This is a genomic window from Paracoccus aurantiacus, assembly GCF_007993065.1.
Taxonomy (GTDB): domain Bacteria; phylum Pseudomonadota; class Alphaproteobacteria; order Rhodobacterales; family Rhodobacteraceae; genus Paracoccus; species Paracoccus aurantiacus.
In genome coordinates this window covers 58,979-83,103 of sequence record NZ_VOPL01000008.1, presented here as the reverse complement: position 1 = coordinate 83,103, position 24,125 = coordinate 58,979, and the positions used below count along the sequence as shown (strand labels likewise).

20 protein-coding genes are annotated in these 24,125 nt (G+C 62.1%); 11 read left to right on the top strand and 9 right to left on the bottom strand.

Features of this window, described 5'->3' with window-relative positions:
• The first annotated feature begins 49 nt into the window (after positions 1-49).
• Together FQV27_RS16140 and FQV27_RS16135 are read left to right on the top strand one after the other, a co-directional pair.
• Complete coding sequence (locus FQV27_RS16140) at positions 50-1,588, top strand: phospholipase D-like domain-containing protein (RefSeq protein WP_147100537.1); 1,539 nt, start codon at positions 50-52, stop codon at positions 1,586-1,588.
• A gap of 51 nt (positions 1,589-1,639) precedes the next feature.
• Positions 1,640-2,545, top strand: a complete 906-nt coding sequence (locus FQV27_RS16135) for a sulfotransferase family protein (protein ID WP_281290032.1) — start codon at positions 1,640-1,642, stop codon at positions 2,543-2,545.
• Here the strand turns inward: FQV27_RS16135 and FQV27_RS16130 are convergent.
• On the bottom strand, positions 2,530-3,795 hold the full coding sequence (locus FQV27_RS16130) for an O-antigen ligase family protein (RefSeq protein ID WP_147100533.1): 1,266 nt from the start codon (positions 3,793-3,795) through the stop codon (positions 2,530-2,532). The two genes, FQV27_RS16135 and FQV27_RS16130, sit on opposite strands and share 16 nt — an antisense overlap.
• Before the next feature lie 159 nt (positions 3,796-3,954).
• On the opposite strand from FQV27_RS16130, the gene FQV27_RS16125 reads away from it, so the two are divergent.
• On the top strand, positions 3,955-5,124 hold the full coding sequence (locus FQV27_RS16125; protein WP_186827336.1) for a glycosyltransferase: 1,170 nt from the start codon (positions 3,955-3,957) through the stop codon (positions 5,122-5,124).
• On the opposite strand, the gene FQV27_RS16120 is transcribed toward FQV27_RS16125, so the two are convergent.
• Genes FQV27_RS16120 through FQV27_RS16100 form a run of 5 tightly spaced genes read right to left on the bottom strand, consistent with a single transcriptional unit; the run spans position 5,097 to position 9,656 of the window.
• On the bottom strand, positions 5,097-6,221 hold the full coding sequence (locus FQV27_RS16120) for a response regulator (protein ID WP_147100529.1): 1,125 nt from the start codon (positions 6,219-6,221) through the stop codon (positions 5,097-5,099). The genes FQV27_RS16125 and FQV27_RS16120 overlap by 28 nt on opposite strands.
• 35 nt (positions 6,222-6,256) lie before the next feature.
• Positions 6,257-7,429, bottom strand: coding sequence for a DegT/DnrJ/EryC1/StrS family aminotransferase (locus tag FQV27_RS16115; RefSeq protein WP_147100527.1), 1,173 nt, complete (start codon positions 7,427-7,429; stop codon positions 6,257-6,259).
• A gap of 3 nt (positions 7,430-7,432) precedes the next feature.
• Entirely contained in the window at positions 7,433-8,119 is a 687-nt protein-coding gene (locus FQV27_RS16110) for a PIG-L deacetylase family protein (protein ID WP_147100525.1), read from the bottom strand.
• Positions 8,119-9,048 (bottom strand): methionyl-tRNA formyltransferase, encoded by a 930-nt coding sequence (locus tag FQV27_RS16105; RefSeq protein WP_186827335.1) that lies wholly within the window; start codon positions 9,046-9,048, stop codon positions 8,119-8,121. Before FQV27_RS16105 ends, FQV27_RS16110 begins: the two co-directional genes overlap by 1 nt.
• Entirely contained in the window at positions 9,045-9,656 is a 612-nt protein-coding gene (locus FQV27_RS16100) for a sugar transferase (protein WP_246133141.1), read from the bottom strand. The genes FQV27_RS16105 and FQV27_RS16100 overlap by 4 nt, the downstream gene beginning before the upstream one ends.
• A gap of 217 nt (positions 9,657-9,873) precedes the next feature.
• On the opposite strand from FQV27_RS16100, the gene FQV27_RS16095 reads away from it, so the two are divergent.
• The 8 genes from FQV27_RS16095 to FQV27_RS16060 all read left to right on the top strand — a co-directional run bounded on the left by FQV27_RS16095 (position 9,874) and on the right by FQV27_RS16060 (position 21,289).
• A complete protein-coding gene (locus FQV27_RS16095) occupies positions 9,874-11,043 on the top strand; it encodes a glycosyltransferase (protein ID WP_147100519.1) in 1,170 nt (389 codons plus the stop codon).
• A complete protein-coding gene (locus tag FQV27_RS16090) occupies positions 11,040-12,911 on the top strand; it encodes a GumC family protein (protein WP_147100516.1) in 1,872 nt (623 codons plus the stop codon). Before FQV27_RS16095 ends, FQV27_RS16090 begins: the two co-directional genes overlap by 4 nt.
• Positions 12,898-14,292 (top strand): pectate lyase family protein, encoded by a 1,395-nt coding sequence (locus FQV27_RS16085; protein ID WP_147100515.1) that lies wholly within the window; start codon positions 12,898-12,900, stop codon positions 14,290-14,292. The genes FQV27_RS16090 and FQV27_RS16085 overlap by 14 nt, the downstream gene beginning before the upstream one ends.
• Positions 14,289-15,590, top strand: a complete 1,302-nt coding sequence (locus tag FQV27_RS16080; RefSeq protein ID WP_147100513.1) for a polysaccharide biosynthesis/export family protein — start codon at positions 14,289-14,291, stop codon at positions 15,588-15,590. The genes FQV27_RS16085 and FQV27_RS16080 overlap by 4 nt, the downstream gene beginning before the upstream one ends.
• 6 nt (positions 15,591-15,596) lie before the next feature.
• A complete protein-coding gene (locus FQV27_RS16075) occupies positions 15,597-16,430 on the top strand; it encodes a sulfotransferase family protein (protein WP_147100511.1) in 834 nt (277 codons plus the stop codon).
• A 425-nt stretch (positions 16,431-16,855) separates the two neighbouring features.
• Positions 16,856-18,883 carry a polysaccharide biosynthesis protein gene (locus FQV27_RS16070; protein WP_186827333.1) on the top strand — a complete coding sequence of 676 codons (2,028 nt, stop codon included), beginning with the start codon at positions 16,856-16,858 and terminating at the stop codon, positions 18,881-18,883.
• Positions 18,880-20,124, top strand: coding sequence for a glycosyltransferase family 4 protein (locus tag FQV27_RS16065; protein ID WP_147100507.1), 1,245 nt, complete (start codon positions 18,880-18,882; stop codon positions 20,122-20,124). Before FQV27_RS16070 ends, FQV27_RS16065 begins: the two co-directional genes overlap by 4 nt.
• Positions 20,125-20,182: 58 nt before the next feature.
• Positions 20,183-21,289: a glycosyltransferase gene (locus FQV27_RS16060; protein ID WP_186827332.1), complete on the top strand. Its 1,107-nt coding sequence runs from the start codon at positions 20,183-20,185 to the stop codon at positions 21,287-21,289.
• On the opposite strand, the gene FQV27_RS16055 is transcribed toward FQV27_RS16060, so the two are convergent.
• The 3 genes from FQV27_RS16055 to FQV27_RS16045 are packed head-to-tail and all read right to left on the bottom strand — an operon-like array spanning position 21,259 to position 23,920.
• On the bottom strand, positions 21,259-21,927 hold the full coding sequence (locus FQV27_RS16055; protein WP_147100503.1) for an HAD family hydrolase: 669 nt from the start codon (positions 21,925-21,927) through the stop codon (positions 21,259-21,261). The genes FQV27_RS16060 and FQV27_RS16055 overlap by 31 nt on opposite strands.
• Positions 21,928-21,935: 8 nt before the next feature.
• On the bottom strand, positions 21,936-22,907 hold the full coding sequence (locus tag FQV27_RS16050) for an ATP-grasp domain-containing protein (protein ID WP_147100501.1): 972 nt from the start codon (positions 22,905-22,907) through the stop codon (positions 21,936-21,938).
• The gene (locus FQV27_RS16045; RefSeq protein WP_147100499.1) at positions 22,904-23,920 is read right to left on the bottom strand and encodes an NAD-dependent epimerase/dehydratase family protein; all 1,017 of its coding nucleotides are present in this window, start codon (positions 23,918-23,920) and stop codon (positions 22,904-22,906) included. The genes FQV27_RS16050 and FQV27_RS16045 overlap by 4 nt, the downstream gene beginning before the upstream one ends.
• Positions 23,921-24,125: the final 205 nt, after the last annotated feature.

The window sequence follows — 24,125 nt, the reverse complement described above, 5'->3', positions numbered from 1 at the left end:
AATACTGACGTGTTCAGATCAGGACCAACAGCGACGCAGGCCTAACATCATGCAACAACTCAGCTTCCTTCGCGACCGCAATTGCTGGCGCGTTGCTACCGCATACCGTTTCGCCGTGATCGTCGATGGCGCGGATTATTTCCGCGCTCTGCGCGAATCGCTTCTGCAGGCTGAACGCCTTGTGACGCTGGTCGGATGGGATTTCGATTTCGAGATCGAGATGCTGCCGGGAGAGGGCGATGCGGACGGAAACGCACCCGACGGGTTTCCCAACCAGATCGGTCCCTTCATCGACGCGCTTGTCGACCGCCGCCCCGGCCTTGAGATCTATCTGCTGAAATGGAGCGGCGGCGCCCTGATCGCGCCCGGCCGCACACTTCCCGCCGCCCAGATCAAACTGCTTTCGCCAGAACAGGTTCATCTCGCTTTCGATGGCCACCACCCGATCGGTGCCTGTCATCATCAGAAAATTGTCGTGATAGATGATTCTCTTGCCTTCTGCGGTGGTATCGACGTGACTGATGGTCGCTGGGACACCCCGGAACATGCGCCTGAAGATCAGCTTCGAACATTGAAGAATGGCGAGATCGCGCAGCCCTGGCATGACGTGACCACAGCCATTTCGGGACCGGCCGCCGCCGCGCTTGGCGGGCTGACCCGCATCCGGTGGCAACGCGCCCAGGGCAAGCCGATGGATGAGGCGTTCAAGCCCGGCAAGCATCTTTGGCCGGACTGCATCAAGCCGGATTTCGAGGATATCGACATCGCGATAGCCCGGACCGAGCCGCCCGAGAAGGATTCCTCGATCACGGCAGAGATCGAGGCGCTCTATCTGGACAGCATCGCTGCCGCAGAAGATTACGTCTATCTGGAATCTCAGTATTTTTCATCCGATGAAATCGCCGAAGCCGTGGCTGCGCGCCTGTCCGAGAAGGGCGGCCCGGACATCGTCGTCATTAACCCCGACGCCGCGCAGGGCCTTGTTGAAGACGAGGCGATGCATGTCACCCGCAGCCGGCTGATCCGCGAATTGCAGGCCGCAGATCATGAGGGGCGCTTTCGCATCCTGTATCCCGTCAACGCCGCCGAGGAGGCGATTTACGTTCACGCCAAGGTCACGATCATCGATGACTGCTTCCTGCGCATCGGGTCGAGCAATATTGACCGGCGCTCCATGGGTTTTGACACGGAATGCGATGTCGCGCTGAAGGCGGATGACGATGATGACCGCCGCACCGTGCGCGAATTGCGCAACCGGTTGCTGGGCGAGCATATGAACTGTGAACCCGCCGAGGTGGACGAGGCGATCCGTCGCGACGGTCTGGTCGCGGCGGTGGACAGCCTGAACCCGCAGACCGGACGCGGCCTTCGCCCGATCGTGCCAAAAGACGAAACCGTGCTCGGCAAGTTTCTGTCGGACACGCGATTGTTCGATCCGCGTTATCGCCACAGCGCACAGGCAAGGCTTGGCATCACCTCGCGACACGCGATGATGGGGGCAGCGATTGTTGCGCTTGGCCTTGTGATTTGGTTTCAGCGGCCTTCCCGGAGATCACGCGGGCACTGGCGTCGTAATCGCTTGATATGACGGGCGGCGCGGCCCATTCTGACGCCGAACGAAAAGCGGAAGGCGACCGTTGTGTTGGAAAAACTTGTTTTTATAGTTGGTTACGGTCGCAGCGGCTCGACCTTGCTTGATATGATGCTGGACAGCGACCCGACTGTTTTCGGGGCGGGAGAGATGTCCACGATCTGCCGCCACGTCTGGCCGAATAACGAATATTGCTCGTGCCACGAAAGGGTGCAGGATTGCGTGCTGTGGTCGAAGATCATGGCGGACTGGCAGGCCGGCGGGGTCGATCTGGCCGAGCATGCCAGGTTGCAGCGCCGGATCGAACCGGTCGTGTCGCCTGCGCGCTATCTCGGCGGGAAAAGCTGGCGGCAGTATTACGATCAGACGCTCGCGCTAATGCGTCTTTCTGCGCAACATGCGGGCCAGCCCGTGCTGCTCGACAGTTCGAAATCGCCCGGTCGCGGTCTGGCGCTGGCGCGTGGTGCGCAGGCCGACGGACTGGATATGCGCGTGATACATCTGGTGCGCGACCCGCGTGCCGTTGCCTATTCGATGTCAAAGCCGATGAAGGTCGATACTGCGGCCGGCGTTCAGAAGAAACTGCGCGCGCACCCGGTGGCGCGGACGGCATTGCGCTGGAACTTCGTGAACTCTGGCGCCGATGCGCTGATGCGGCTTATCCCGGAAGGGCACGCGATCCGCGTCCGCTACGAAGACCTCGTCGCCGATCCGGCTGCAACGCTCCGCGCAATAGGCGAGGCGGTCGGCCTGGATCTTGCCGATCTCGGCAACCGGATCGCGGCGGGTGAGGCTATCGCAGCCGAACATCAGGTCGCGGGCAGCCGCATCCGCATGTCCGGGCCGATGTCGCTGAAGGCCGACATGAACTGGCAGGACCGTATGTCGCCGTCGGCGCAGCGACAGGTGGAAAGGCTTCTTGGCAAGCGGATGCGGCGCTATGGGTATTCGTAAGCGTCGTCCGGCTCTTCATCCTCGGCATCCGGTATCAGGCTGAGCGAAATCGCCAGAAACCAGGGCACGGCCCAGAAACGCGCATAGAAATGCGCCAGCCCGTTCTGGACCAGCGCCAGCATGACGATGGTGGTGATTGTCAGCGCGCCGTACCAGCGGGTCTTGCGCGACAGCAGCACCGGCAACCCGACCAGAAGCCCGGTCATCATCATCCCGAAATGCCCCAGGAGGCTTATCAGCCCACCTTCCGCAAGCAGCAGCAGATAGGTGTTATGGACGGGCGCGCCCTCGGCGCTGATCAGACGATACTGGTTCGCGCCAAGCCCCAGCAGGATCGTATCGCGCGTGACGCCATAAGCCTCGTGGATCAGGAACATGCGGTCCGAGAATGTGCCCGCCTCGTCCAGATTTCCCGTCTCCAGCGCGCCGAGAACGCGCTTGATGAAGATTTCCGGCAGAAACAGCTCTCCCCAATTGTAGATCACGAAGAACAGCAGAAAGCCCACGACGACCATACCGGCCAGCAGGCGCAACGCGCCGCTGAAAAGGGCAAGGCTGAACATGCCTATGGCCGTCAGGAAGAACCCGGTGTTCGACCCCGTCAGCAGCAGACCGTATCCCAGCGGCGCAATCAGGATGAGCAGCAGATACATCCTGATCTGTCCGGTGAAATACATCCACATGCTGAACGTGATGGCGAGCGCGGCAAGCGCACCTGCGGCATTCTCGCGTTCGACCAGCGATGACAGGCGTCCGCTGGGGGTGACGAAACGGAAATCCTTGGGCGCGAATTCCATATACCAGGCACCGTGCAGCATGACGAACACCATGGCGAGCACGAAGATCTTGATCAGAAGAAGCACCTCTGCGCGCGGACGCTGCAGAAACAGCAGCGGAATGAGCATCAGCGAAAAGCAATATTGGGCGACCACTTCCAGCCCCGCCTGCAGGTCGCCGTTCACCGCCGAACTTGCCAGAAGCCCGAAGATCAGCAGAAACACGCTGCAATACCACGCCTTCGATGCCCGCCCGAACGGATGCAGGGGTATGCGCCCGGTGACGTACATCAGGATCAGCGTCATCATTGCAAAGACATCGCTCGCCGTCACATAGGCGAAATCCGCGCGAAGATAGTTGATTGGCGACAGAAAGACCGTGATCCCGGCAAAGATCATCTCGGCGCGCCAAAGCGACTGATGGCGCGCTTGCGGCGGCGCGGCCGTGTCCGTCAAAAGGGTATACTCGGTCAAAACTGTGTTCCGTAACCGTCAGCACGGTGAAAAGACCGTCCGATTATGTGGCCGCAAGGGATTCGCCGCAAGACGCTTTGTCCCGCGCAAGCGATCGTGCTACGGCTTGGCCCCGACGTAACGAGTGCGGCTGCGGGCCACTCAATCAAGGACATGGTCATGGCGCGGACACGCATCCTGTTTCCCTTTGCCGGCGATACCGGACTCGGCGGCAGCCACGTTTCGGCGCTTGATCTGATTGCGGGTCTGGACCCGGAACGCTTCGATCCGCGCATTCTTCTTCACCAGCAAGAGGGGAAGGTCGGTGCCTATGCCCGCGAATTGGGTCTGGATTTCGAAGTCGCCCCGGATCTTCCGCTGATGCGCAGCCGGAACAACCCGCGGAAGGCCGATATAGGTGTGCCGCGCTATCTTCTGCGGAACATCCCGCGCCTCATGGCCGAGATCCGCCGCATTGATCCCCAGATCGTTCACACCAATGAAGGCCGCATCCACACCAATTGGGTCATCCCGACGAAACTTGCGGGGCGCAGGCATCTTTGGCATCACCGCCAGGACCCGCGCGCCTTTGGCATCAACAAGCTCGCGCCGCTGTTTTCGGACGCGATCGTCAGCGTATCGGAATTTTCGCATCCCGTGCGCCCGGTCCGGTCGGTCAGCAGCCGCTTTACAGTCGTGCGCAGCCCCTTCGATTTCAGCGCCGATATCCCCGACAAGGCAGATGCCCGTCAGATGATCCTGACAGAGTTGAGCCTTCCCGCCGAAACGCTGCTTCTTGGCTGGTTCGGCACGCTTACCGAACGCAAGAAGCCCGTCCGCTTTGCCGAGGCCGTCGCCGAAATCTCGCGCGCGATGCCCGACCGGCCGGTCCACGGGCTTCTGTTCGGTGGCTCGGTCGAGGCGCATTCGACGCTGGACCAGCAATGCGCCGCGCGCGCGAACGAACTCGGGATCGAGTCTCAGGTGCATCTGATGGGCTTCCGCAAGCCGCTTGCGCCTTATATGGCCGGGGTCGATCTGAACATCGTCACCGCGCTGCACGAACCCTTCGGGCGCACCCTGATCGAATCGATGTATCTCGGGACGCCGGTGATCGCGACGCGGCACGGCGGCAATCCCGAGGCGATCGAGGACGGGAAAACAGGCTTTCTGGTCGAGCCAGAGAACCCCGCAGCTTTCGTTGCCCCCGCGCTGAAGCTGAGCGCCGACCGGGCGCTTTACGACACCATCGCGCGTGCTGCGCAGGCAGATGTCACCGCGAAATACGGGCGTGAAATCCATATCCGCCAGATTTCCGAAATCTACGACCGGCTTTCCCCGCCGATCTGACGACGCGAGCCGTCAGCGGGATGCGCCGAAAGATGCTGCGCATCGGTCAGGTGAACGGCTCGCAGCAGGTTGATGACATCCGACTGCCGGGATGCGCCGCTTTTCTGATAGATATTGCGCAGGTGGTAATTCACCGTCGGCCGCGCAATCGACATCATTTCACCGATTTCGTCCAAGCGCATGCCTTCGGCCAGAAACGCCGCCAGCCGGGATTCGGTCGGGGTCAGCCCGATCGCCTCGGCGACCAGTTCGCCGCCCAGATAGCCCCAATGCGCCGAGGCGAACGTCGTGGCGGCAAAGACCGTTTCGGGCTCGCCGGGGTCGGTCAGGGCCAGAATCACCACGAACAGGTGCTGCGTGGTATTGCTGTGCGAAACGCCGGTCGGGATCATGCGGAAATCCAGCACGCCCGGACCCGGTAGCATCTCGCTGCTTTCCGCGCGGTTCGCCTGCCCCACATGACGCGCGACCCATCCCCGGATCGTATCCGCATTCGTCCTTGGCAAGCCGCGCGCTGCACGATTGCAGAAAATCTCGTGACCCTGCGCGTCAAACAGCTCGATGCCGAAGGACAGGCGGTCCATCAGGTCAAATGCCGCGTTCAACCGTGGAGAGCGACCCTCTGCGCTTTCCTTTTCCAGAACCGCAAGCCTGACCCGCGCCGCCTGACGGATCTGCACCTCAAGCGAGGCGACGAGCATCGGGTGATCGACCGGCTTCACAAGATAGTCGTCAGCCCCCGCCAAACGTCCCGCGACCATGTCCGAAGGCTCGGCAAATTCCGACAGGACGATGATCGGCATTTCACCAAGATCGGGCCGTTCGCGCCGGATCTGCTGAAGAAACGCGATCCCGTCATGATCGGGAAGCGCCTGATCGCACACCATCGCCGCAAACCGCAGATCGCCCATCAGAAACATCGCATGATCGGAATCGCGCGCCCAGACCACGGTGAAACCGTTTTGGTCCAGCATATCGCCAAGATCGGCGCGCAAAGCCGTATCTGCCGTGCAAATGATGATCCGTTGACGTCTGACAGGGGCGGTGCGGCTAGTCATCGCCGCCACCGGGATCGTATCGCTGCGAAAGCGAAGCATTCCCCGTGCCGCCTGCGCGGGTTACTGGTATGCCCCTACGCTTCGGCATCTGAAAGAACCTCAAGCAGAGAGGACGTAAGGGTGTCCAGCTCTGCCGCTGTCCATGTCGGATCAACGAGGAAGGCCAGACTCGTCTCGCCCAGTTCGCGGGCCGCAGGCAACGGCTCTGCGGGGCGGTTGCCGGGCGCGGCGAATACCTCCTCAAGATAGATTTCCGAACAGCTTCCGGAAAAGACCGGCAGGCCACGGGCGTTCGCTTCGGCAAGGATGCGGTCGCGGTCCCAGCCCTTGGCCATCCGCTCTGGCCGGACATAGGCATAGAAGCGATACCAGGCATGCGTCAGTCCGTCATCCGGCATAGGGATGCGCAGCAAATCGGACTGTTCCAGCGCGGATGCCAGCCGTGCCGCATTATCCCGGCGGGCCTCATGCCATTCCGGCAGGCGGCGAAGCTGCACGCGCCCGATCGCCGCCGAAGGTCCGGTCATGCGAAGGTTGGTTCCCGGTCCGGCCGCGTGCAGCCAGCGGAAGCCGGGGGCCGGATTCGGCGCGAAGACAAGCGTGCGGTCCTTGCCGTGATCCTTGAAGCTCCACATCCGGTCATAAAGGGCGTCGTCATCTGTCACGATCATCCCGCCCTCGCCGCCGGTGGACATGATCTTGTCCTGACAGAACGAGTAGGAACCGATTGTGCCCAACCTGCCAAGGATTTGCCCGTCGATCCGCGCGCCATGCGCCTGCGCGCAATCCTCGATCACCCATAAGCCATGCTTACCCGCCAGCGCCATGATACCGGCCATGTCGCAGGGCCAGCCGGCCAGATGCACCGGAATGATACCCCGCGTCCGTTCGGTGATAAGCGGCGCGATGGTTTCGGGTGTGATATTGCCGCTGTCGCGGTCGATATCGGCAAAGATCGGGGTGCCGCCCGCCAGCAGTACGCAGCTTGCCGAAACGACGAAGCTGCGCGGGCTGACGATGACCTCGTCACCGGGCTGAAGATCCAGCGCCCGCAACGCCGAATCAAGCGTGACCGAGCCATTGGCCATTGCGATCGCATGGGCCGTGCCGGTATGGGCCGCGAACTCGTCTTCGAAGGCGCGCACATCCGGTCCGGTCCACGCGTTCACCTTGCCCGAGCGCATGACCTCGGTGACCGCCGCGATCTGTTCGTCGTCGAAGACCGGCCATGTTTGAGAGCGTTGCATGATCTATTCTACCATTCTTACGGTGACAAAGCCCTCTGCCGCGTGACGGTGGACCGTCGCGCCGCGAAGGGTGGCAAGGGCGGTCAGCGACTCGACCGAACGTTCATGCGGCGGCGCCTTCTGCTGGCTTTCAAACAGCGCGAAGGCGTCCAGCTTGCGCTGCAGCGTATCCGTGATGTCGACAAACAGGTTCGGCAGGAAGCCGGGCGTCAGATAGGGCGCGTTCCAGTTCGTTTCCGACAGCGTTTCATAGGCGAAGATGCGCGCCGGATAGTCATGCTGGTGCGGCCGCGACGCGACAAGCGCCGACAGAAAGCTGAGCTGATGATCCAGATGGATGTCGCCCGGATGCGGCGCGAACAGCGTGCGGGGGCCAATCTGCTGCACGATGGTCGCAATCGCACGGTTCAGATCGGCATGGGCAAATTCGCCCAGCTCCGCCGCCGGGCAGTCAAGATAATGGGTCTGCGTGACGCCCAGAAGGGCATGCGCGGCTGCGGCCTCGGCCCGGACGCGATCAACCTGATCGGCTGCGAAACGCGGCGCGCGCCCCGTTGTGACGATGGCGACATGGACCTCTGCCCCGGCATCGGCAAGCCGCGCCATGGTGCCGCCCACGCCCAGCACCTCATCATCGGGATGCGGTGCGATGACCAGAACAGGTCCTTCCTGTGCGATACCTGAAGCCATTAAGTCCTTCCCAAAATCGTGTGTCGGCCAAGTTTTTCCGGTCCGTTCCATTCCAGCAGATCTATGCAGCGACCATCGCCGCACATCACGGTGACGGCGTCAGGGGCAACGTCCTGCACCTGCCCCGGCATTCCGATGAAATAGCCCTCGCGCGGGTGGCGCCTTGCGCGGGTGACTGTAACGGTCGCTCCCTTCGCGCTGCGTGTTGTAGCGCCGGGATAGGGGGGGCCAACGGCGCGGATCAGACGCTCGATCTCGTCGGCGCTTCTGGTCCAGTCGATCTCGCCGTCTTCGGGCCGGCGGCGCGCACAGATGCTGGCCTGCGCGTGATCCTGCGGCGTTGCGGGGCGTTCGCCATTGGCAAGCTGGCCGACCAGATCCGGCAAAAGCCGCGCCATCTCGTTCACGGAAAGGTCGTAAAGGCCCCGCGCGTCGATCGTCTCGGGGTCGATGTCAAAGACGCTCTGCGCGGCGATCGGGCCGTCATCGACACCCTCGTCGATCCAGAACAGGGTTGCGCCGGCTTGGCGCTGCGCCGTCAGGATCTGCCAGGGAATCACCGCCCGCCCGCGCATCTTCGGCAGCGGCGCGGGGTGAAAACCGATCACCCCAAGGCGCGGCAGGTCCAGCATCTCGCGCCCGACAAGCTGTGACCAGCCGATGATGAGGATCAGGTCGGGGTTCAGGCCCCGAAGCTCTTGCACCAGATCGGCATCATCGGTTCGCGGAACGCGACGCAGCGCAATTCCGTGTTCGGATGCAATCGGCGCAAGATCGGCGAAATCGGAATGCGAATCAGCTTTGGCAAGCGGCAGCGTCACGACCAGATCAGGGGCCATGCCCGCCTCGCAAAGCGCCTGAAGCGCGCGGGCAGAGCCTTCAACCGCCCCGATGAATACGGTTGTGAGAGGGTTGTTCTTTGCGGTCATGCATTCGCCTTTGCAGCAGCGTCGAGCGAGGCGCCGAACTGGGCGCGTGCCCATTCGGTCGCGGCGTTCAGGCGCGAATCATCACGTATTTCGCCGCGCAGCGGCACCATTATCGTCTCGGCCAGCACACGCAGATCCAGACGTGGCGTGCGATGCGCGACGTACCAAAGGTCGAGTGCCAGCTTTTCGGTATTCGAAAGCCGGGTGTTCCCGTTCACCTGCGCCCATCCGGTCAGACCCGGCCGGACAGAATTCCTGAGCTTTCCCAGCGCACCGAACCCGTCCAATGTCGAAGGCAAAAGCGGGCGCGGACCCACAAGGGCCATCTGGCCGCGCAGCACCAGCCACAGCTGTGGAAGCTCGTCACAGCGCAGGCGTCGCACGATTCTGGTGAAGCGCGTCTCTCGTTCGGCATCGGGAAGCAGATCGCCATTCGCATCGCGCGCGTCTGACATGGTCCTGAATTTCGGGACAAGGATATTGCGCCCATCCAGACCCGCGCGGGTCTGGCGAAACATTAACGGCGATCCGAGTTGAATTCGCAAAGCTAATGCAACGATAAGTTGAATTGGCAGAGAAATCAGGAACAGAAGGAACGCGATCAGCACCTCTTGATTACGAGTCACGTTAACCGTCCACTACCTGTTCAACACAACAACCACAGCACTGCCCAAAACGGGGCATGTCTTTGAAACGAGATTGATAAACCTGATTTCGACCCCCCCATCTTGCTGCACCGCGACATTTTTTTCAAGTTTCCATTTCTTTGATCGGCATTCTGGATTAGTTTCAGGGCGTACCTCTAGTTGCATTGTTTCCCGGAAAATGGCCCCTGCTAAAATTGTTCATGTGATTACGGGCACCGCGATCGGTGGCGCTGAGATCATGCTATTGCGCTATCTCCGCGCCCTCGGCGACGCCCGCAGTAACCACACAGTCGTCTCGATGATGCCCTGCGGTCCGGTTGCGGACATGATTCGCGATGCGGGGGTCGAGGTTATCGACCTTCAGGCGGGTTCCGCCGCGCGCATCCCTTCCGCCATCGGTCGGCTTCGGTCGATCATCGCGCGTAAATCGCCCGATGTCGTGCATGGATGGATGTATCATGGAAGCCTCATCTCGGCATTGGCGCTGCGGCTTGCGCGGCGCGCCGATATCGGGCTGGTCTGGGCGATCCATCATTCACTTTCCGATCCGGCAAAGGAAAAGCCCATGACTCGGGCCGTTCTTCGCGGGCTGCGCATGCTGTCAGGCCGGGCCGACTGCCTGACCTATTGCTCTCGCCAGTCGGCGGAGCAGCATCTCGCCTACGGGCTTGAGGCGGATCGCAACGAATTCGTGCCGAATGCCATCGATACGACAGAATTTCGCCCTGATCCCCTTGCTGGTGAAAGGCTGCGCGCGGCTGCCGGCATTCCCGAAGGCCGCTTTGTCGTCGGCAGCGTGGCGCGCGCGCATCCTATGAAAGACCATGTCAGCTTCACGCGCGCCGTCGCGGCCCTTGCCGAACGCGGCATGGATGTGCACGGCGTGCTGATCGGCGCCGGCCAGCCCGACAGCCCCGCCGCTGCCGAAGCATCGAAGCTTGGGATCAAGGAACGCTTCACGGCGCTTCCTGCCCGCGACGACATCGCGCAGCTGATGCCCGGGCTGGATGTCTATCTTCTGTCCTCCGCCTGGGGCGAGGCCCTGCCTCTGGCCGTTGGCGAGGCAATGGCATCCGGTGTCATCCCGGTCGTCACAGATATCGGCGATTGCGCCTGGCTCGTCGGCGATTCCGGTGCAACCTGCCCCCCCGAGAGGCCCGACCTTATGGCAGACGCCATTCAACATTTCCTGCAACTCCCCCCGGCAGAGCGCGAGGCGCTTGCCGCGGGCGCGCGTGCACGGATCGAGGATCAGCTTTCAATGCGCGACTATATCGCACGCCATGACGAAATTTATCACCGCGCTCGGGCAGAGCGCAGCGCGGCACAGCCGGCGGTAGCAGCATGAACGACCCGATCCGCCGTCGCCCCCGCCAACCCGTCAAGGCCGCACCTGCCCGTGTCGAGCGCATGGACAGCGAAGAGTTCATGCAGCTTCTGCGGCGCAATATCTGGCTGATCCTCGTCGTTGTGCTGCTGGTGATAGGCGGGACTGCCGCCTATCTGATGCGCCAGACCCCGCTTTATTCGGCTCAGTCGGCAATGGCGCTGACCAATTCCGAGGTCAGGATCAGCCAGATCGACACCCAGATGGAGGTCTATGACCTGACGAGGGCACGGGTCGAGACAGAGTTGGACCGCCTGCGCTCGCGCAGCTTTGCCGAAGATGTCGCCTCGCGTCTGGACCTGTTCGCGAACACGGAATTTCTGCCTGTGACGGAGGACGGCCCGCCGTTGGGAAGTTCCGAACGTGCGCGCGCCGTCATCGACAAGCTGCTGAAATCCTACAGCGTTCAGCGCACCGGCGAGAGCTTGGTCATCACCATCATGGCCGAGGCCGCCTATCCCCAGCTTGCCGCAGACATCGCGAATGGCGTGGTCAATGCGTTCATTGACCAGTCCGTGACCCGCCAGGTCGAGGGGATCGAGCGTTCAACCGAATACCTGCGCCGCCAGATCGACACGAGCGGCGAGCAACTGACGCTAGAACAGATGCAGATGGCGGACTTCATCCGCGAGAATGTGCTGGACGACGCAGAGCTTCCCGAAAGGCTGCGCCGCGAACGCAGCCACATGACATCGGTTCTGGCGGTCATGGACGGTCGCGCGCAAGGCGATACGGCAGAGCGTCAGAAGCTGGAAGCTGACCTGAAAGAGGTCGAGGACCAACTGGCCGAGCGTACGCGCAACGAAATGCAGCTCAGCCGGATGGAACGCAGCGTCGATCTGCTGAGCACGCGCTATCAGACCATGGTCGAACGCCTGAATCAGCTTGAACCGCAGCGCGATCAGGTCGATCCCGATGCCCGTCAGGTGACAGCGGCAGAGGTACCTTACGAACCGTCCTGGCCCAATATCCCGACAACGCTGGCGCTGGCGCTGCCTGCCGGGCTGGTCCTCGGGTTTATTCTGGCGCTGCTGCGCAGCAGCATGAACCGCCAGATCTGGACCGGCGCGCAGGCCACACATCTGACGCAGCTTCCCAATCTGGGCAATATCCCGCGCCTCGCAGGTCGTCGCCTGTTCGGACGCAAACATGCGCCGACGCGCTTTCTGCGCCGCTTCCCGCGATCAGAGTTCTCAGAGGCGATCCGGTCACTGGTCACGATCTGGTCCAGCCAGGGGACAAGCAATGTCCGGCACCGGCTGGCCATGGTCACATCGGCCCTGCCGAACGAGGGCAAGTCGACCGTGGCGACCTCGCTCGCCGCAGTCGCGGCGCTTGATGGACAACGTGTGCTGCTGCTTGACTTCGATCCGCATCGTGCCGGCGCCAGCCTGATGATCGAAGGCAACCGCGAAGCGCACCCGCTAGGCGCGCTGAATGACGGCTCCGTTCCTGTGGGTGACGCAATCTATCCCGTGCCGGAATACGAGAATTTCGATGTGCTGCGGATCGACCGCGACAGCCGCCTGACGCCGAAGAATATCGACGACTTCGGTGAGACGGTGCTGCCGCAGCTCACGTCGGAATACGACCTGATCGTGATCGACACGCCGCCGGTTCTGGGCATGGCCGATGCCGCGCGGGTGGGTATTCTGGCCGACGAGACGCTTGTGGTCGTGCGTGCCGGCAAGACCCCTGAAAGCGCGCTGCGCAACTGCGTCGAAAGGCTGGAAGACAGCGGCGTCCGCCTTTCCGGTACTGTCCTGAACGATATTGACCCGCGTCGTTATCGCCAGATGAACCTGGGTGGAGGTTATGGCTATTACTGATGCGCAGACCAAAGGTGCCGGCGCGGTGCTTCTGGCCATAGGCCTTTTTCTGTTCACCGCAGCCATGCCCGGCGCGAGCCATGCCGAAACCGCGTTTCCCGGCGCGGTCGGCTATGGTGCAGAAGCAACAGGCTGGCGCGGCGGCAAGCTTATCCCGGTCACCAACCTGCGCGACAGCGGGCGCGGAAGCCTGCGCAACTGCGTCGAAAAGAAGATACCGCGCGTCTGCGTCTTCCGGGTTTCGGGGACAATCATGCTGCGCTCGGCGCTGATGGCGCGCTCTAACCTTTATATCGCGGGTCAGACCGCGCCGGGTGATGGCATCCAGCTTCGCAACGCCAAATCGCGTCAGGGGCCGCTCATCGTGAAAGAGGCTCGCGATGTGGTCGTGCGCTTTCTGAAGCTGCGCCCAGGTCCCGGTGTCAAGGGCGCGCCGAATGTCGATGGCATCACGGTCGAGAATGCCTCAAATCTCTATTTCGGCAATCTGTCTCTGATGTTCTCGGTCGACGAAAGCTTCAATATCCACGTCAATAACGGCACGGCGACGGATATCACACTGGCAGACAGTATTCTGGCCTTCAGCCTGGATCATTCCACACATCCCGAAGGCCGCCATTCCAAGGGCGCGCTGATCTGCTCGGGGGACGGAACCAACAATTCCTGCGGGCGCATCAGCCTGCTGCGCAATATCTTCGTTCACCACCGCGACCGGAACCCGGACCTGAAGGGAACCGATACCGGCCCGATCGAGGTCGTCAACAACATCTTCTACGACGCCATCAGCCAGTTCGGAGAGTTCTACGACCTGCTCGGCGACCTTCAGGTGGCCTATGTTGGAAACCTCGCGCTGCGCGGCCCCTCGTCCACAGAACGTGCCAATGTCGCGCTTGAGGTCTTCGACTGGACCGACGGCAACGATATCTCGGTTTGGGCGAACGACAATGAGGCGCGGGATTGCGAAACCGGCACCCCGTTCGACATTCTGGGGCCCGATGCGCAAACCCATCAGGCGGCAGAACCCATCCCCACGACAATCGAGCCGATGCCGGTTGGCGAATTGCTGACCGTATTGCCCGAACGGGCGGGCGATAACCTGCCGGAACACCGCCACCGTGACCGTCTGGACAAGCGCGCCCTGTCCAATCTGGCAGATTGCAGCGGCAAGGTCATCGACCATCCCCGGGCCGTGGACGGGTGGGCCGACATCCCGCCATCGCAGCCGCCGGAAGACAGCGACGGTGACCTGCTTCCCGACGAGTGGGAGGCCGGGCAAACCGGTCTTGATCCCGACCGCGCCGACGATCCCTGGCAGATCCTTGACTCAACCGGTCATTCTGCCGTGGAGAGCTGGCTCGCAGAGCTGGCAGGAGACACATGAGCCAAGGCAAACGCAAAGACCAGAACTTCGCGCCGTTCGCGAGGCGCATTGCGCAACCCTGCGGCGCGGCATTTGCGACTTTCGTGCTGGCGGCCGCGATGGTCCAGTCCCTGCCCGCCCTTGCGCAATCGCCGCAGCCCGCCGCCGCCGAAGCACAGGAAGCTTACCGCCTTCAGCCGCAGGACAAGCTTCTGATCCGGGTCATGACCTGGGACTTTCGGCAAAACAGCATGACCGGCTGGGAAGGTCTGTCTGGTGAATACACGATCAGCCCCGAAGGCAATCTGCATCTTCCGCTGACCGGTTCGCTGAGCGCTGTGGGCCTGACCCAATCCGATCTGGCAGACCAGCTTTCCGATCTTCTTCGCCGCCGCGCCGGGCTGGACGACCAGCCGCAGCTTTCGGTCGAACTCGTTTCAAGCCTGCCGGTTTATGTGCTGGGCGCTGTTGAACAGAGAGGCGCGGTGCCGTTCCACCCCGGCCTGACCGCCCGGCAGGCGCTTGCCCTTGCCGGTGGCATATTCCGGACGCCGCAAAGCGCCGACATCGCCCGCGGCATCATGCTGTCGGGCGAAGCGACCGCCGCCGCTGACAGGCTGCGCTGGCTGAAGGCAGAACAGGCGCGCATCAGTTCCGAGCTTGCTGCGCTGGAAGCGGGCGACACCGCGCCCGCGCCTGTCGCGGGTGCCGCACCCGTCGGCGACGTGCAAAGCCAGCTTCAGGATGCGGACCGCCACGCGCGGCAGGTGCGGCTGGACAGTTATAACGACCTTCAGACCGTGTTGCGCGAACGCGGCGAAAGGCTGCAGCAGCAGCTCGCCTTGCGTGACGAACAGATCGCGGCCACCCGCAAGGAGCTGGAGGATATCACCAGCCTTAACGAGCGTGGGCTTGCGGTGAATGCGCGCGTGACCTCGCTGTCCACCTCGCTGAACGATCTTGAAGCGAAACGGCTGGAACTGGAAACCGCGCAGCTGCTGCTGGACGAACAGCTTAATCAGGCAGAGCGTGACAGCAGCACGATCAGCACCGATGCGATCGCGGATCGCCTGCTTCGCCTGTCGCAACTGCAATCCGAAATCTCTGCCGCAGAAATTCAGGAAAGGACTGCGCGCGCGCAGTTCACCGCGATGATGGATGCCGCAACGCCACAGGACGCGGGTACGATTGCGGAAACCGATCTGACTTTCGTTGTGACACGCGGCGCAGATCGCAACGAAGTTTCACCAGAGGCACGGCTGATGCCCGGCGATACGCTGGATATTCTGCCGCCTTCCGTCCAAGCGAATGAGGAATGACGACCGATGACTGATGCTTTACGGCTGCCCGACTTTATCATTGCCGGCGCAGCGAAATCGGCGACCACATGGCTTCAGCGCTCGCTTCAGCAATCTGCCGCGATCCACATGCCCGATCACGAACCGCATTTCTTCTCTCGTCGTTACGACAAGGGCATTGACACGTATCTTGAGGAACTTGGGCAGGCGCCGGACGGCGTTCTTCTGGGCGAGAAATCGAACAGCTATCTGACCGAACCGGAAGCCGCGGCGCGTATTCACAAGCATATTCCCGATGTAAAGCTGGTCTTTCAGTTGCGCAACCCGGTCGCACGCGCCTATTCGGACTATTGCATGTTGCTGCGGCGCGGCGAAGTCGATGCGGATATCGCGCAGCATCTGGACCCTGACAAGGCGGCGGAGGGCCGATTTCTGGGCGACGGACGCTATGCGCATCACCTGCAACGCTTCTATGACCTGTTCGCACCAGAGCAAATTCTGGTTCTGCGCTATGAAGACGTTCTCAGCGATCCGGAGGGCCAGCTTGCGAAGCTTGGTCAACATCTGGGGCTGAGCGATGCGCTTGCGCCGCCCCTGCAATCCCGTGTGAAAGATGCCCGTGCGACGGCGGTTCCACGTCCTTTACGCAAGATTCTGGCCCCGTTCCGGCCATTGCTCGATCCGCTTAGGGAGACTGCGCCAATGGTGAAGCTGCGAAACCTTGTCGCGCGCCCGCAGCGCTATCCGGCCTTTGAGCCTTCGCTCAAGTCGGCCGTGCGGAGCTACTATCAGCCTCAGATCGACGAATTGTCGAAGCTTACCGCGACGGATTTCGACATATGGCGCACTGACAAAGGATAGGGTGTCAACTGTTATATAGTTGCCCTTACGTCATCGGCGAATCGCCGCCGAGCAGAGCGGCGCGAGACTTTGCCTAAAGTTAACCGCGCCTTAGCAGCTGCGTTGCAGCGACCATCAACAATTCAATTAAAAGTTGAACCGCAATCAGGGTGCATCGCGGCGATCACGCGCTATGCCCCATGCAATGCAGCGCAAATCTGTATCAATGGTGTATTAATCCCACGTTCATCGACCCTAGGTGGTATTTTCCCAGCCCGTCTGAATTGACGGGGTTCTGCACCTGCAAACATGCGATGATAGGCAGAGTTAATTCGTGTAGGTGGGAAAACGGCCGCTCGCAGTCTCTGCGCAGCGCCTGGGGTATAGTAGTCATGCAAGCGAACCTGGAAGAGCTTCGTCGGTACAGTGGTGCCGCGACGAAAAAATTGCGTTTTAATAAGTCGGAACTCCGTTCAAATCGAAAACTCGTCGTTGCAGATGCGGTCGCTATCGCCCTTTCTGCCTCGATTGCAGTCGTTCTCGCTTCGGGTTCGTATTTCAGTGCGGTCGAACGTGCCGTGGTGCCGGGCTTCGTGCTGACTGCGCTGCTGGTGACGATGCCCATTCTGTTCGCATCGGGCTTCTATCGGCGGCACCGCCACTCGACTACGATGCCGGGCATGCTGGCGCTGATCCCCGGCGCAACCCTTTCGGTCATCCTGATCCTTTTGCTGACCCGCGGGACCGGCTGGATGTACCAGCTGCCGCTGACCACCTTCCCCATCATGCTTATCAGCATGCTGCTGCAATTCGTCGGCGTCCGCGTGATCGCGCGCACCCGCGAGCATCTGCGCAACCGCCCGATGGCAAGCGCCGATGGCCTGCCGGTTGTTCTGGTCGGGCTTGATGCCACCAGCGATCTGTTCATTCGCGCCGCCTTCCATGGTCTGTCGAAATACCGCGTCATCGGAATCATAGACGATTCCTTCGACAGCACGGACCTTCTGTATCATGGGGTGCCGATCCTCGGGTCGATCCGCAATCCCGCCGCGGTCATCCGCAGGCTGACGGCCTCGGGGCAGATGCCGCGCCGTCTTCTGCTGACCAAGACGGTGACGCATTTCGACCGCGACGGGATCGAAACCTTGAGCGCCTGGGCAGAGGCTCAGGGCATCAAGGTGCGCATGCTGCGCAACCTGACGGATGACGACGCGGATATTACCGGCGGTGCGACCGCCGCGACCATAGACCCGGAGGACGTGCTGACCCGTCCGCAGAAGACCGTCGAGATGCGGCTGCTGCGCGAAACCTATCGTGGTCAGAAGGTGCTTGTGACAGGCGCCGGCGGCTCGATCGGCAGCGAGCTGGTGCGCCAGATCGCCTCGCTCGATCCGGCAGAGATCGTGCTGATCGAGAACAGTGAATTCAACGCCTATCAGGTTGACCGCCTGCTTGCGCGCCATTTCCCAGACGTGCCGCGCAAGCTGCACCTGTGCTGCATCCGTGACCGAGTTCACCTGCAGGCGATCTTCGAAGAACATCAGCCGGACATGGTCTTCAACGCGGCCGCGCTGAAGCACGTCCCGCTGGTCGAGGCGAACCCCTGCGAGGGTGTGCTGACCAACGTCATCGGGACGCGGAATGTCAGCGATGCCGCGCGCTCGGTCGGCGTGCGCGCCTTCGTGCAGGTTTCGACCGACAAGGCCGTGAACACCACGAACATCATGGGCGCGACGAAGCGGGTGGCAGAATTCTATTGCCAGTCGCAGGATCTCATCAGCCGCGACACCGGCTGCGATACGCGCTTCTTTGCGGTGCGCTTCGGGAATGTGCTCGGCTCCTCTGGCTCGCTCATCCCGCTGTTCCAGGAACAGATTGCGCGCGGCGGTCCGCTGACCGTGACGCATCCGGACATGGAACGGTATTTCATGACCATCCGCGAAGCGGTCGAGCTGACGCTTGTCGCCGCGGCGCAGGGACTGCGGATGAACGACGACAATGGCCGCATCTTCGTGCTGGACATGGGCAAGCCGGTCCGCATCGTCGATCTTGCAGAGCGGATGATTCGCATGGCCGGCAAGGTGCCGGGCGAAGACATCAAGATCGACTATATCGGCATCCGTCCGGGCGAAAAGCTGTTTGAAGAGCTGTTTGACCGCAACGAGAAAATCACCCCGGCTGGCTTTGCTGGCGTAAGCTGCGCAATCCCGCATCCGGTGCCGATCTCTCGCCTTCGGGCAAGCCTGCTGCAATTGGAACAGGCCGCACGCTCTGGCAATGCAGAGGCGGTGCGGAAAGGGCTGGTCGATCTCGTGCCGGGCTTTGGTGATGAACAGCCCGAAAGCGATGTGCGACCCTTCCCGCGCCCCGTCAGCAGGCCCAGCAATCGCGGCCAGATTGCAGCCGCACAGACCGCACGCCGCGATGAAAGCCACGCGAATTCTGATCCTGGGCGAGGAAAGGCCTTCGCGTGACCGAATTTGCTACGCGCGAAATGCGCGCCGCTGTTCCGGCTGGCGCGCATGAACGCCTTACTGTTCTGGTCATCGCTGGCCTCGCCTGGTCGCTGGTCAACTTCCGTCTCGATCTGATGCGGCGTATGGTGGCGAACGGGCACCGTGTCCTTGCGGCTGCGCCCGATTTCGACCCCGAAACAGAGTCGACCCTGCGCGCCGAAGGGATCGAGCCGTTAAGCGTCCCGATGAACCGCACCGGCCTGAACCCGGCACAGGATCTGAAAACGCTCTCGGCCCTTCGGAAGCTGATCCGCGATCGCCGTCCTGATGTGGTGCTTCCCTATACGATGAAGCCCATCGTCTGGGGCACACTCGCCGCGCGGCTGGAAGGGAACACCCGCTGCTACCCCTTGTTCACCGGGCTTGGCTACGCCTTCTCGGACCCGAACCCCAAGGGCAAGCGCCGTCTGGTCCGGCGCATCGCGATAGAACTGCACCGCCGTGCCTTACGCTCTGTCAAACTGGGCTTTTACTATAACGCGGCAGAGCTGCATGATCTGCGCCGCTTCAGGATGATCCCGGAACAGACCCGCATGGTCGCGATACCCGGATCGGGCGCGGATACAGAGCGTTTTGCACCCACGCCGATCCCCGACGGCCCACCGGTCTTTCTGTTCATCGCGCGGATGCTGCGCAGCAAGGGCTTGGAAGATCTGTTGGCGGCCGCGCGCATCCTGCGTGCGGAAGGTCGTGACTTTCAGGTCGCCCTGCTGGGTCCGACCGACACCAACCCTGACGCCGTTGACGAGGGTACGCTGCGGCAATGGCACGAATCCGGTGATGTCGTCTACCACGGCGCGACGCGTGACGTGCGCCCCTATCTGGCCGACAGTCATGTTCTGGTGCTGCCGACGCGCCTGCGCGAGGGCGTGCCGCGCACGATCCTTGAGGCGATGTCATCCGCGCGCCCTGTCATCACGACCGACGCGCCCGGATGTGGCGAAACGGTCGGCGATGGTGATGGCGGGTTCGTGGTTCCGGTTGGCGATGTCGATGCGCTGGCATCTGCGATGCGTCGTTTTATCGACGATCCGCAGCTCGCGGCACGAATGGGTCAGCAGGCGCGGGCCAGAGTTTGTCGAAACAATGATGTTCATCTCGTGAATCGGTTGCTTCTTACCGAAATGGGTCTGGAACGCGAAACACCTGCGGCGCAGAATGCGCCTGGAAAACTCGCAGTGGTCGGCGCAGTCGCCTGATTGGCGGCGATCCACAGTCTCAAATCACGCTAACACAAAAGGCCAGAAGACTAGCGGCATGAAAATACTGTTCATACAAGGTGGCTTCGGGGCTGGTGGCGCCGAAAAGGTAATGGCTGACGTGGCAGCGCATCGTTTGGCGCAGGGCGACGAGGTCGATGTCGCGGCGATGGTGATGCCCAAGGAGGGCTCGTTTTTCGATTACCCGGCAGGCGTGCGTCTGCATGTGCTGGACGCGCCGAACCGAAAACCTGGTGGGCGCTTGCTTCAACCCCGCAGAGCTTTCGCAATCCGGCGGCTGATAAAGAAAGTGCAGCCGGATATCATCGTCAGCTTCCTGACCAAGGTGAACTGCCTGACGCTTCTCGCGGCCACAGGGACCGGGATTCCGGTCGTGATTTCCGAACGCAACAACCCTGCAGTGCAGTCCGCCCGCTTCTGGCGTCGGCTTCAGATCGCGCTGATGCCCCGCGCGGCGGGGATCGCCATGCAAACCGAAGGCGCCGCGTCCGACCTGCCGCCAGCGCAGCAGGCACGCTCGCATATCATTCCCAATCCGTGCCTTCCGGTTGCCTATACCCCTGCCCCGCCGTCGGATACGTGCCGTTTTGTCGCGGTCGGACGGTTGGATCACCAGAAGGGTTTCGACATGCTTCTGGACGCATTTGCACGTCTGCCGCGCGAATTGCCGGCCAATCTGACGATCTTCGGTGAAGGCAAGGCGCGCCCGAGGCTGGAAAAGCAAATTCGCGATCTTAAGCTGGAAGGCCGCGCAAGGCTGGGCGGGCTGGTCCCGACTGCCGCCGACTGGCTGAGCAAGGGCGACGCCGTGGTTGTCAGTTCGCGCTATGAGGGCTTCTGCAACGTGGTGGCAGAGGCGACATGTTCCGGTTTTCCCACCATCTCGTTCGATTGCCCGTTCGGGCCGTCCGAGATGGTGCGTGACGGCAAGAACGGCCTTCTGGTCGCGAATGGCGACATCGTCGGGCTGGGTGCCGCCATGACATGGGTCGCCAGCGACCGAGCGCTTCGCGAAAGGCTGGGCAAATCTGCCCATATTGTCGCGGACAAACTCGACCCGGCGCATATCATGTCGCAATGGGACACGATCATTGCCGAGGCGATGACGGTGCCTCAGACAGCCGAGAGCTTCGCCTCAAGCTGATCCAGCGATGTAATAACGGTCTGCGCGGCATGTTCCGCGTCAGGCGCGGCACCGTCATGGACCCGTTCGGGCCGCAGGATCTGCACGGTCAGCCAACCCAGCCGGTTGGGCGTCACGAAATCTTTCGCCGCGTTATCCGCAACGTAAACACAGCGTCGACCCCGCGCCGAGGCTTCGATTTCCTCATAGGCGCGGGGATGCGGCTTGCCGAAACCCTTTGGCCATTGACCCGTCGGAATGACCTGATCGCAGAAGGCATCAAGGCCAAGCGCCGCGATCTTCGCGCGCTGCGTGGCCTCTGGTCCGTCGGTGATAAGCCCGAATGGGCCACGGCCTGCGTTCAGAAAACGCTTCGCATCGGGGCAAAGCGCAACCTGAGGATCATGCCCGCGATACAGCGCGACCAGTTCCGCCACGGGCTGCCGCCCTGCCAGACCGGCGATACGCAGCGCCTCGTCGAAAATGGCGGATCGGTGCGGGCCGTCGAAAAGCTCGCGGCAGATCTTTGCAAAGCCGGTGATCCCATGCCGAGAGGCGACGTATGCCCCCACCGCGTCAAATCCGCTGAAGGCGAAATCACGCTCCAGATACAGGGTGTCGTCCAGATCGAACACGATCCTGAGCGGCTGCATCGCCATCGTTCAGCTCAGCCGGTGAAAACTGCGTCGTCGTAACGCAGCATTGTCACCCCATCGCGCCAGTCGTCGCCGGCATCCGATTGCCGGCCTGCGACCTCGGCGATCAGCCAGTCGGCAAAGCGCGCGCCGGCATGATGGGCCAGCGGATAGCCACCGCCGAAGCGTGCATTGATCTCGATGACTTTCGGGCCGAGACGCGGGTCGTCAATCACCTGGAAGCACATCACGCCGCGCGCGTCAGGCAAGGCGCGGCAAATCCCCTCGGCCAACGCGCGCAGATCGGCGCGGCGCTCTGTCCGACCTTTCTCGACCTCGCCGGCGCGGGTCTGAATACGCAGATGCGGGATCACGCAGCGCAGTTCTCCGCCCTCGTCGACGAACATGTTTACGGTGTATTCTGCACCTGTCAGGACCGGTTGGAACATCATCGGCTCTGCGAAGCTGGCGCTCAGATCCTCGGGTCGCGCATAAACCCCAAGGCCGCGACTGGCGCTGCCGCCAACGGGCTTGCCGAAAACCGGCCAGCCAAGACGGCCCGGATCGGCGCGCAACTCCTCCTCGGTGCAGCTTTCGGGCACGGGAACGCCCGCTTCTGCCAGAACCCGCATCGTCTGCAGCTTGTCGCGCACTGCCGCAATCACACCGGGCGGCGAGACATGGACACGCGCGCCCGCTTCGGCCAGCCGCTCCGCCGCGCCGGCATAGGCAGCAAGCTCGGTGTCGATTGTCGGCACGATCAGGCGAATATTGTTTCGGCGCGTGATCTCCTCGATCCGGTCGATAAAGCCCGGATCGGTGCAGCGCGGGACGCGATGGGCGTGATCGGAAAGCTGGCAACCCGACGACAGATCAGGATTCAGATCGCAGCCGTGAACCACGACGCGCGACCCGTCGCCGCCAGCCTGCTGAAAGGCACGCACAAGCGCACCGCGACGTCCGGCGGACGAGATCAGAACCGGGATTTCATCAGTTTGCGTCATGCGCCGATCCCATAATAGTCGCGGTACCAGTCCACATAAGCCTGCGCGCCTTCGCGAACCGAGGTCTGCGGCGCATAGCCTGTCAGGCGGCGCAGCAATGTCGTGTCAGCCCATGTCGCTGGCACATCGCCGGGTTGCATCGGCATCAGGTTCTTGACCGCCTGCCGGTTCGAAGCCGCCTCGATCGCGGCGATGAAATCCAGAAGCTGCACCGAATCGCCATTGCCGATATTGACCGCCCGCCACGGCGCGACGGGCGACAGGCTGTCGCCTTCTTCAATGGCATCAGCGCTTTCGGGTCGCACCGGCGGCGCGTCGATCAGCAGCCGGATCGCGCGGACCAGATCGGTAACATAGGTGAAATCGCGCCGCATGTCGCCATGATTGAAGACCTTGATCGGGCGGCCTTCGATGATTGCGCTTGTGAAAAGATAAGGCGCCATGTCGGGTCGCCCCCACGGTCCATAGACGGTGAAGAACCGGAACATGGTCGTCGGCACACCGAACAGATGGGCATAGCTATGCGCCATCGCCTCGTTCGACTTCTTGGTCGCCGCATAGAAGGACATCTGCGTGTCCACCTTGTCGGTCTCGCGATAGGGCATGTCGGTATTCGCGCCGTAAACCGAGCTGGTCGAGGCCATCAGCAGGTGTTTCGGCGGATAGGCGCGCGCGGCTTCCAGCAGTTCGAAACTGCCCAGCAGGTTCGCCTCGACATAGGCGCGCGGATTTTCGATCGAGTAGCGGACACCGGCCTGCGCGGCCAGGTGAACGACGGCATCTGGTCTGTGGGTGTCGAAAAGCTCCATCAGAAGGCCGGGCGTTTCGACCTTGCCATGCACGGAGTGATAGCCCTCTTGCGCCACAAGCTTCGCCTCGCGCGCGGCTTTCAGGTCGGGGTCATAATAGTCGTTGTGACTGTCGAGCCCGACGACCTCATGACCTTCCTTCAGCAGCAAATCGGACAGATGAAACCCGATGAATCCGGCAGCGCCGGTAACCAGAACCCTCATTCACAAACCTTTCAGTGATATCTTGGCATCTTCACAGGCGAGATTTCCCAAGCGCATCCATCGGCTGCCATCATCATCATGTAAAACTGACCCGCAAGTCACCTTTTCCAGATTTCCCTAACGCGACGATACCCTGCCTCATCATATTTGGCGGGGAATGGTCAAGACGCTGATCGCATTTCAGCAGCCTGATTGTATTGACCTG

Coding starts and splice junctions, on each gene's coding strand:
- FQV27_RS16140 (WP_147100537.1), top strand. CDS start 50: ATGCAACAACTCAGCTTCCTTCGCGACCGCAATTGCTGGCGCGTTGCT.
- FQV27_RS16125 (WP_186827336.1), top strand. CDS start 3,955: ATGGCGCGGACACGCATCCTGTTTCCCTTTGCCGGCGATACCGGACTC.
- FQV27_RS16120 (WP_147100529.1), bottom strand. CDS start 6,221: ATGCTTCGCTTTCGCAGCGATACGATCCCGGTGGCGGCGATGACTAGC.
- FQV27_RS16115 (WP_147100527.1), bottom strand. CDS start 7,429: ATGCAACGCTCTCAAACATGGCCGGTCTTCGACGACGAACAGATCGCG.
- FQV27_RS16110 (WP_147100525.1), bottom strand. CDS start 8,119: ATGGCTTCAGGTATCGCACAGGAAGGACCTGTTCTGGTCATCGCACCG.
- FQV27_RS16105 (WP_186827335.1), bottom strand. CDS start 9,048: ATGACCGCAAAGAACAACCCTCTCACAACCGTATTCATCGGGGCGGTT.
- FQV27_RS16095 (WP_147100519.1), top strand. CDS start 9,874: ATGGCCCCTGCTAAAATTGTTCATGTGATTACGGGCACCGCGATCGGT.
- FQV27_RS16090 (WP_147100516.1), top strand. CDS start 11,040: ATGAACGACCCGATCCGCCGTCGCCCCCGCCAACCCGTCAAGGCCGCA.
- FQV27_RS16085 (WP_147100515.1), top strand. CDS start 12,898: ATGGCTATTACTGATGCGCAGACCAAAGGTGCCGGCGCGGTGCTTCTG.
- FQV27_RS16080 (WP_147100513.1), top strand. CDS start 14,289: ATGAGCCAAGGCAAACGCAAAGACCAGAACTTCGCGCCGTTCGCGAGG.
- FQV27_RS16075 (WP_147100511.1), top strand. CDS start 15,597: ATGACTGATGCTTTACGGCTGCCCGACTTTATCATTGCCGGCGCAGCG.
- FQV27_RS16060 (WP_186827332.1), top strand. CDS start 20,183: ATGAAAATACTGTTCATACAAGGTGGCTTCGGGGCTGGTGGCGCCGAA.
- FQV27_RS16055 (WP_147100503.1), bottom strand. CDS start 21,927: ATGGCGATGCAGCCGCTCAGGATCGTGTTCGATCTGGACGACACCCTG.
- FQV27_RS16050 (WP_147100501.1), bottom strand. CDS start 22,907: ATGACGCAAACTGATGAAATCCCGGTTCTGATCTCGTCCGCCGGACGT.
- FQV27_RS16045 (WP_147100499.1), bottom strand. CDS start 23,920: ATGAGGGTTCTGGTTACCGGCGCTGCCGGATTCATCGGGTTTCATCTG.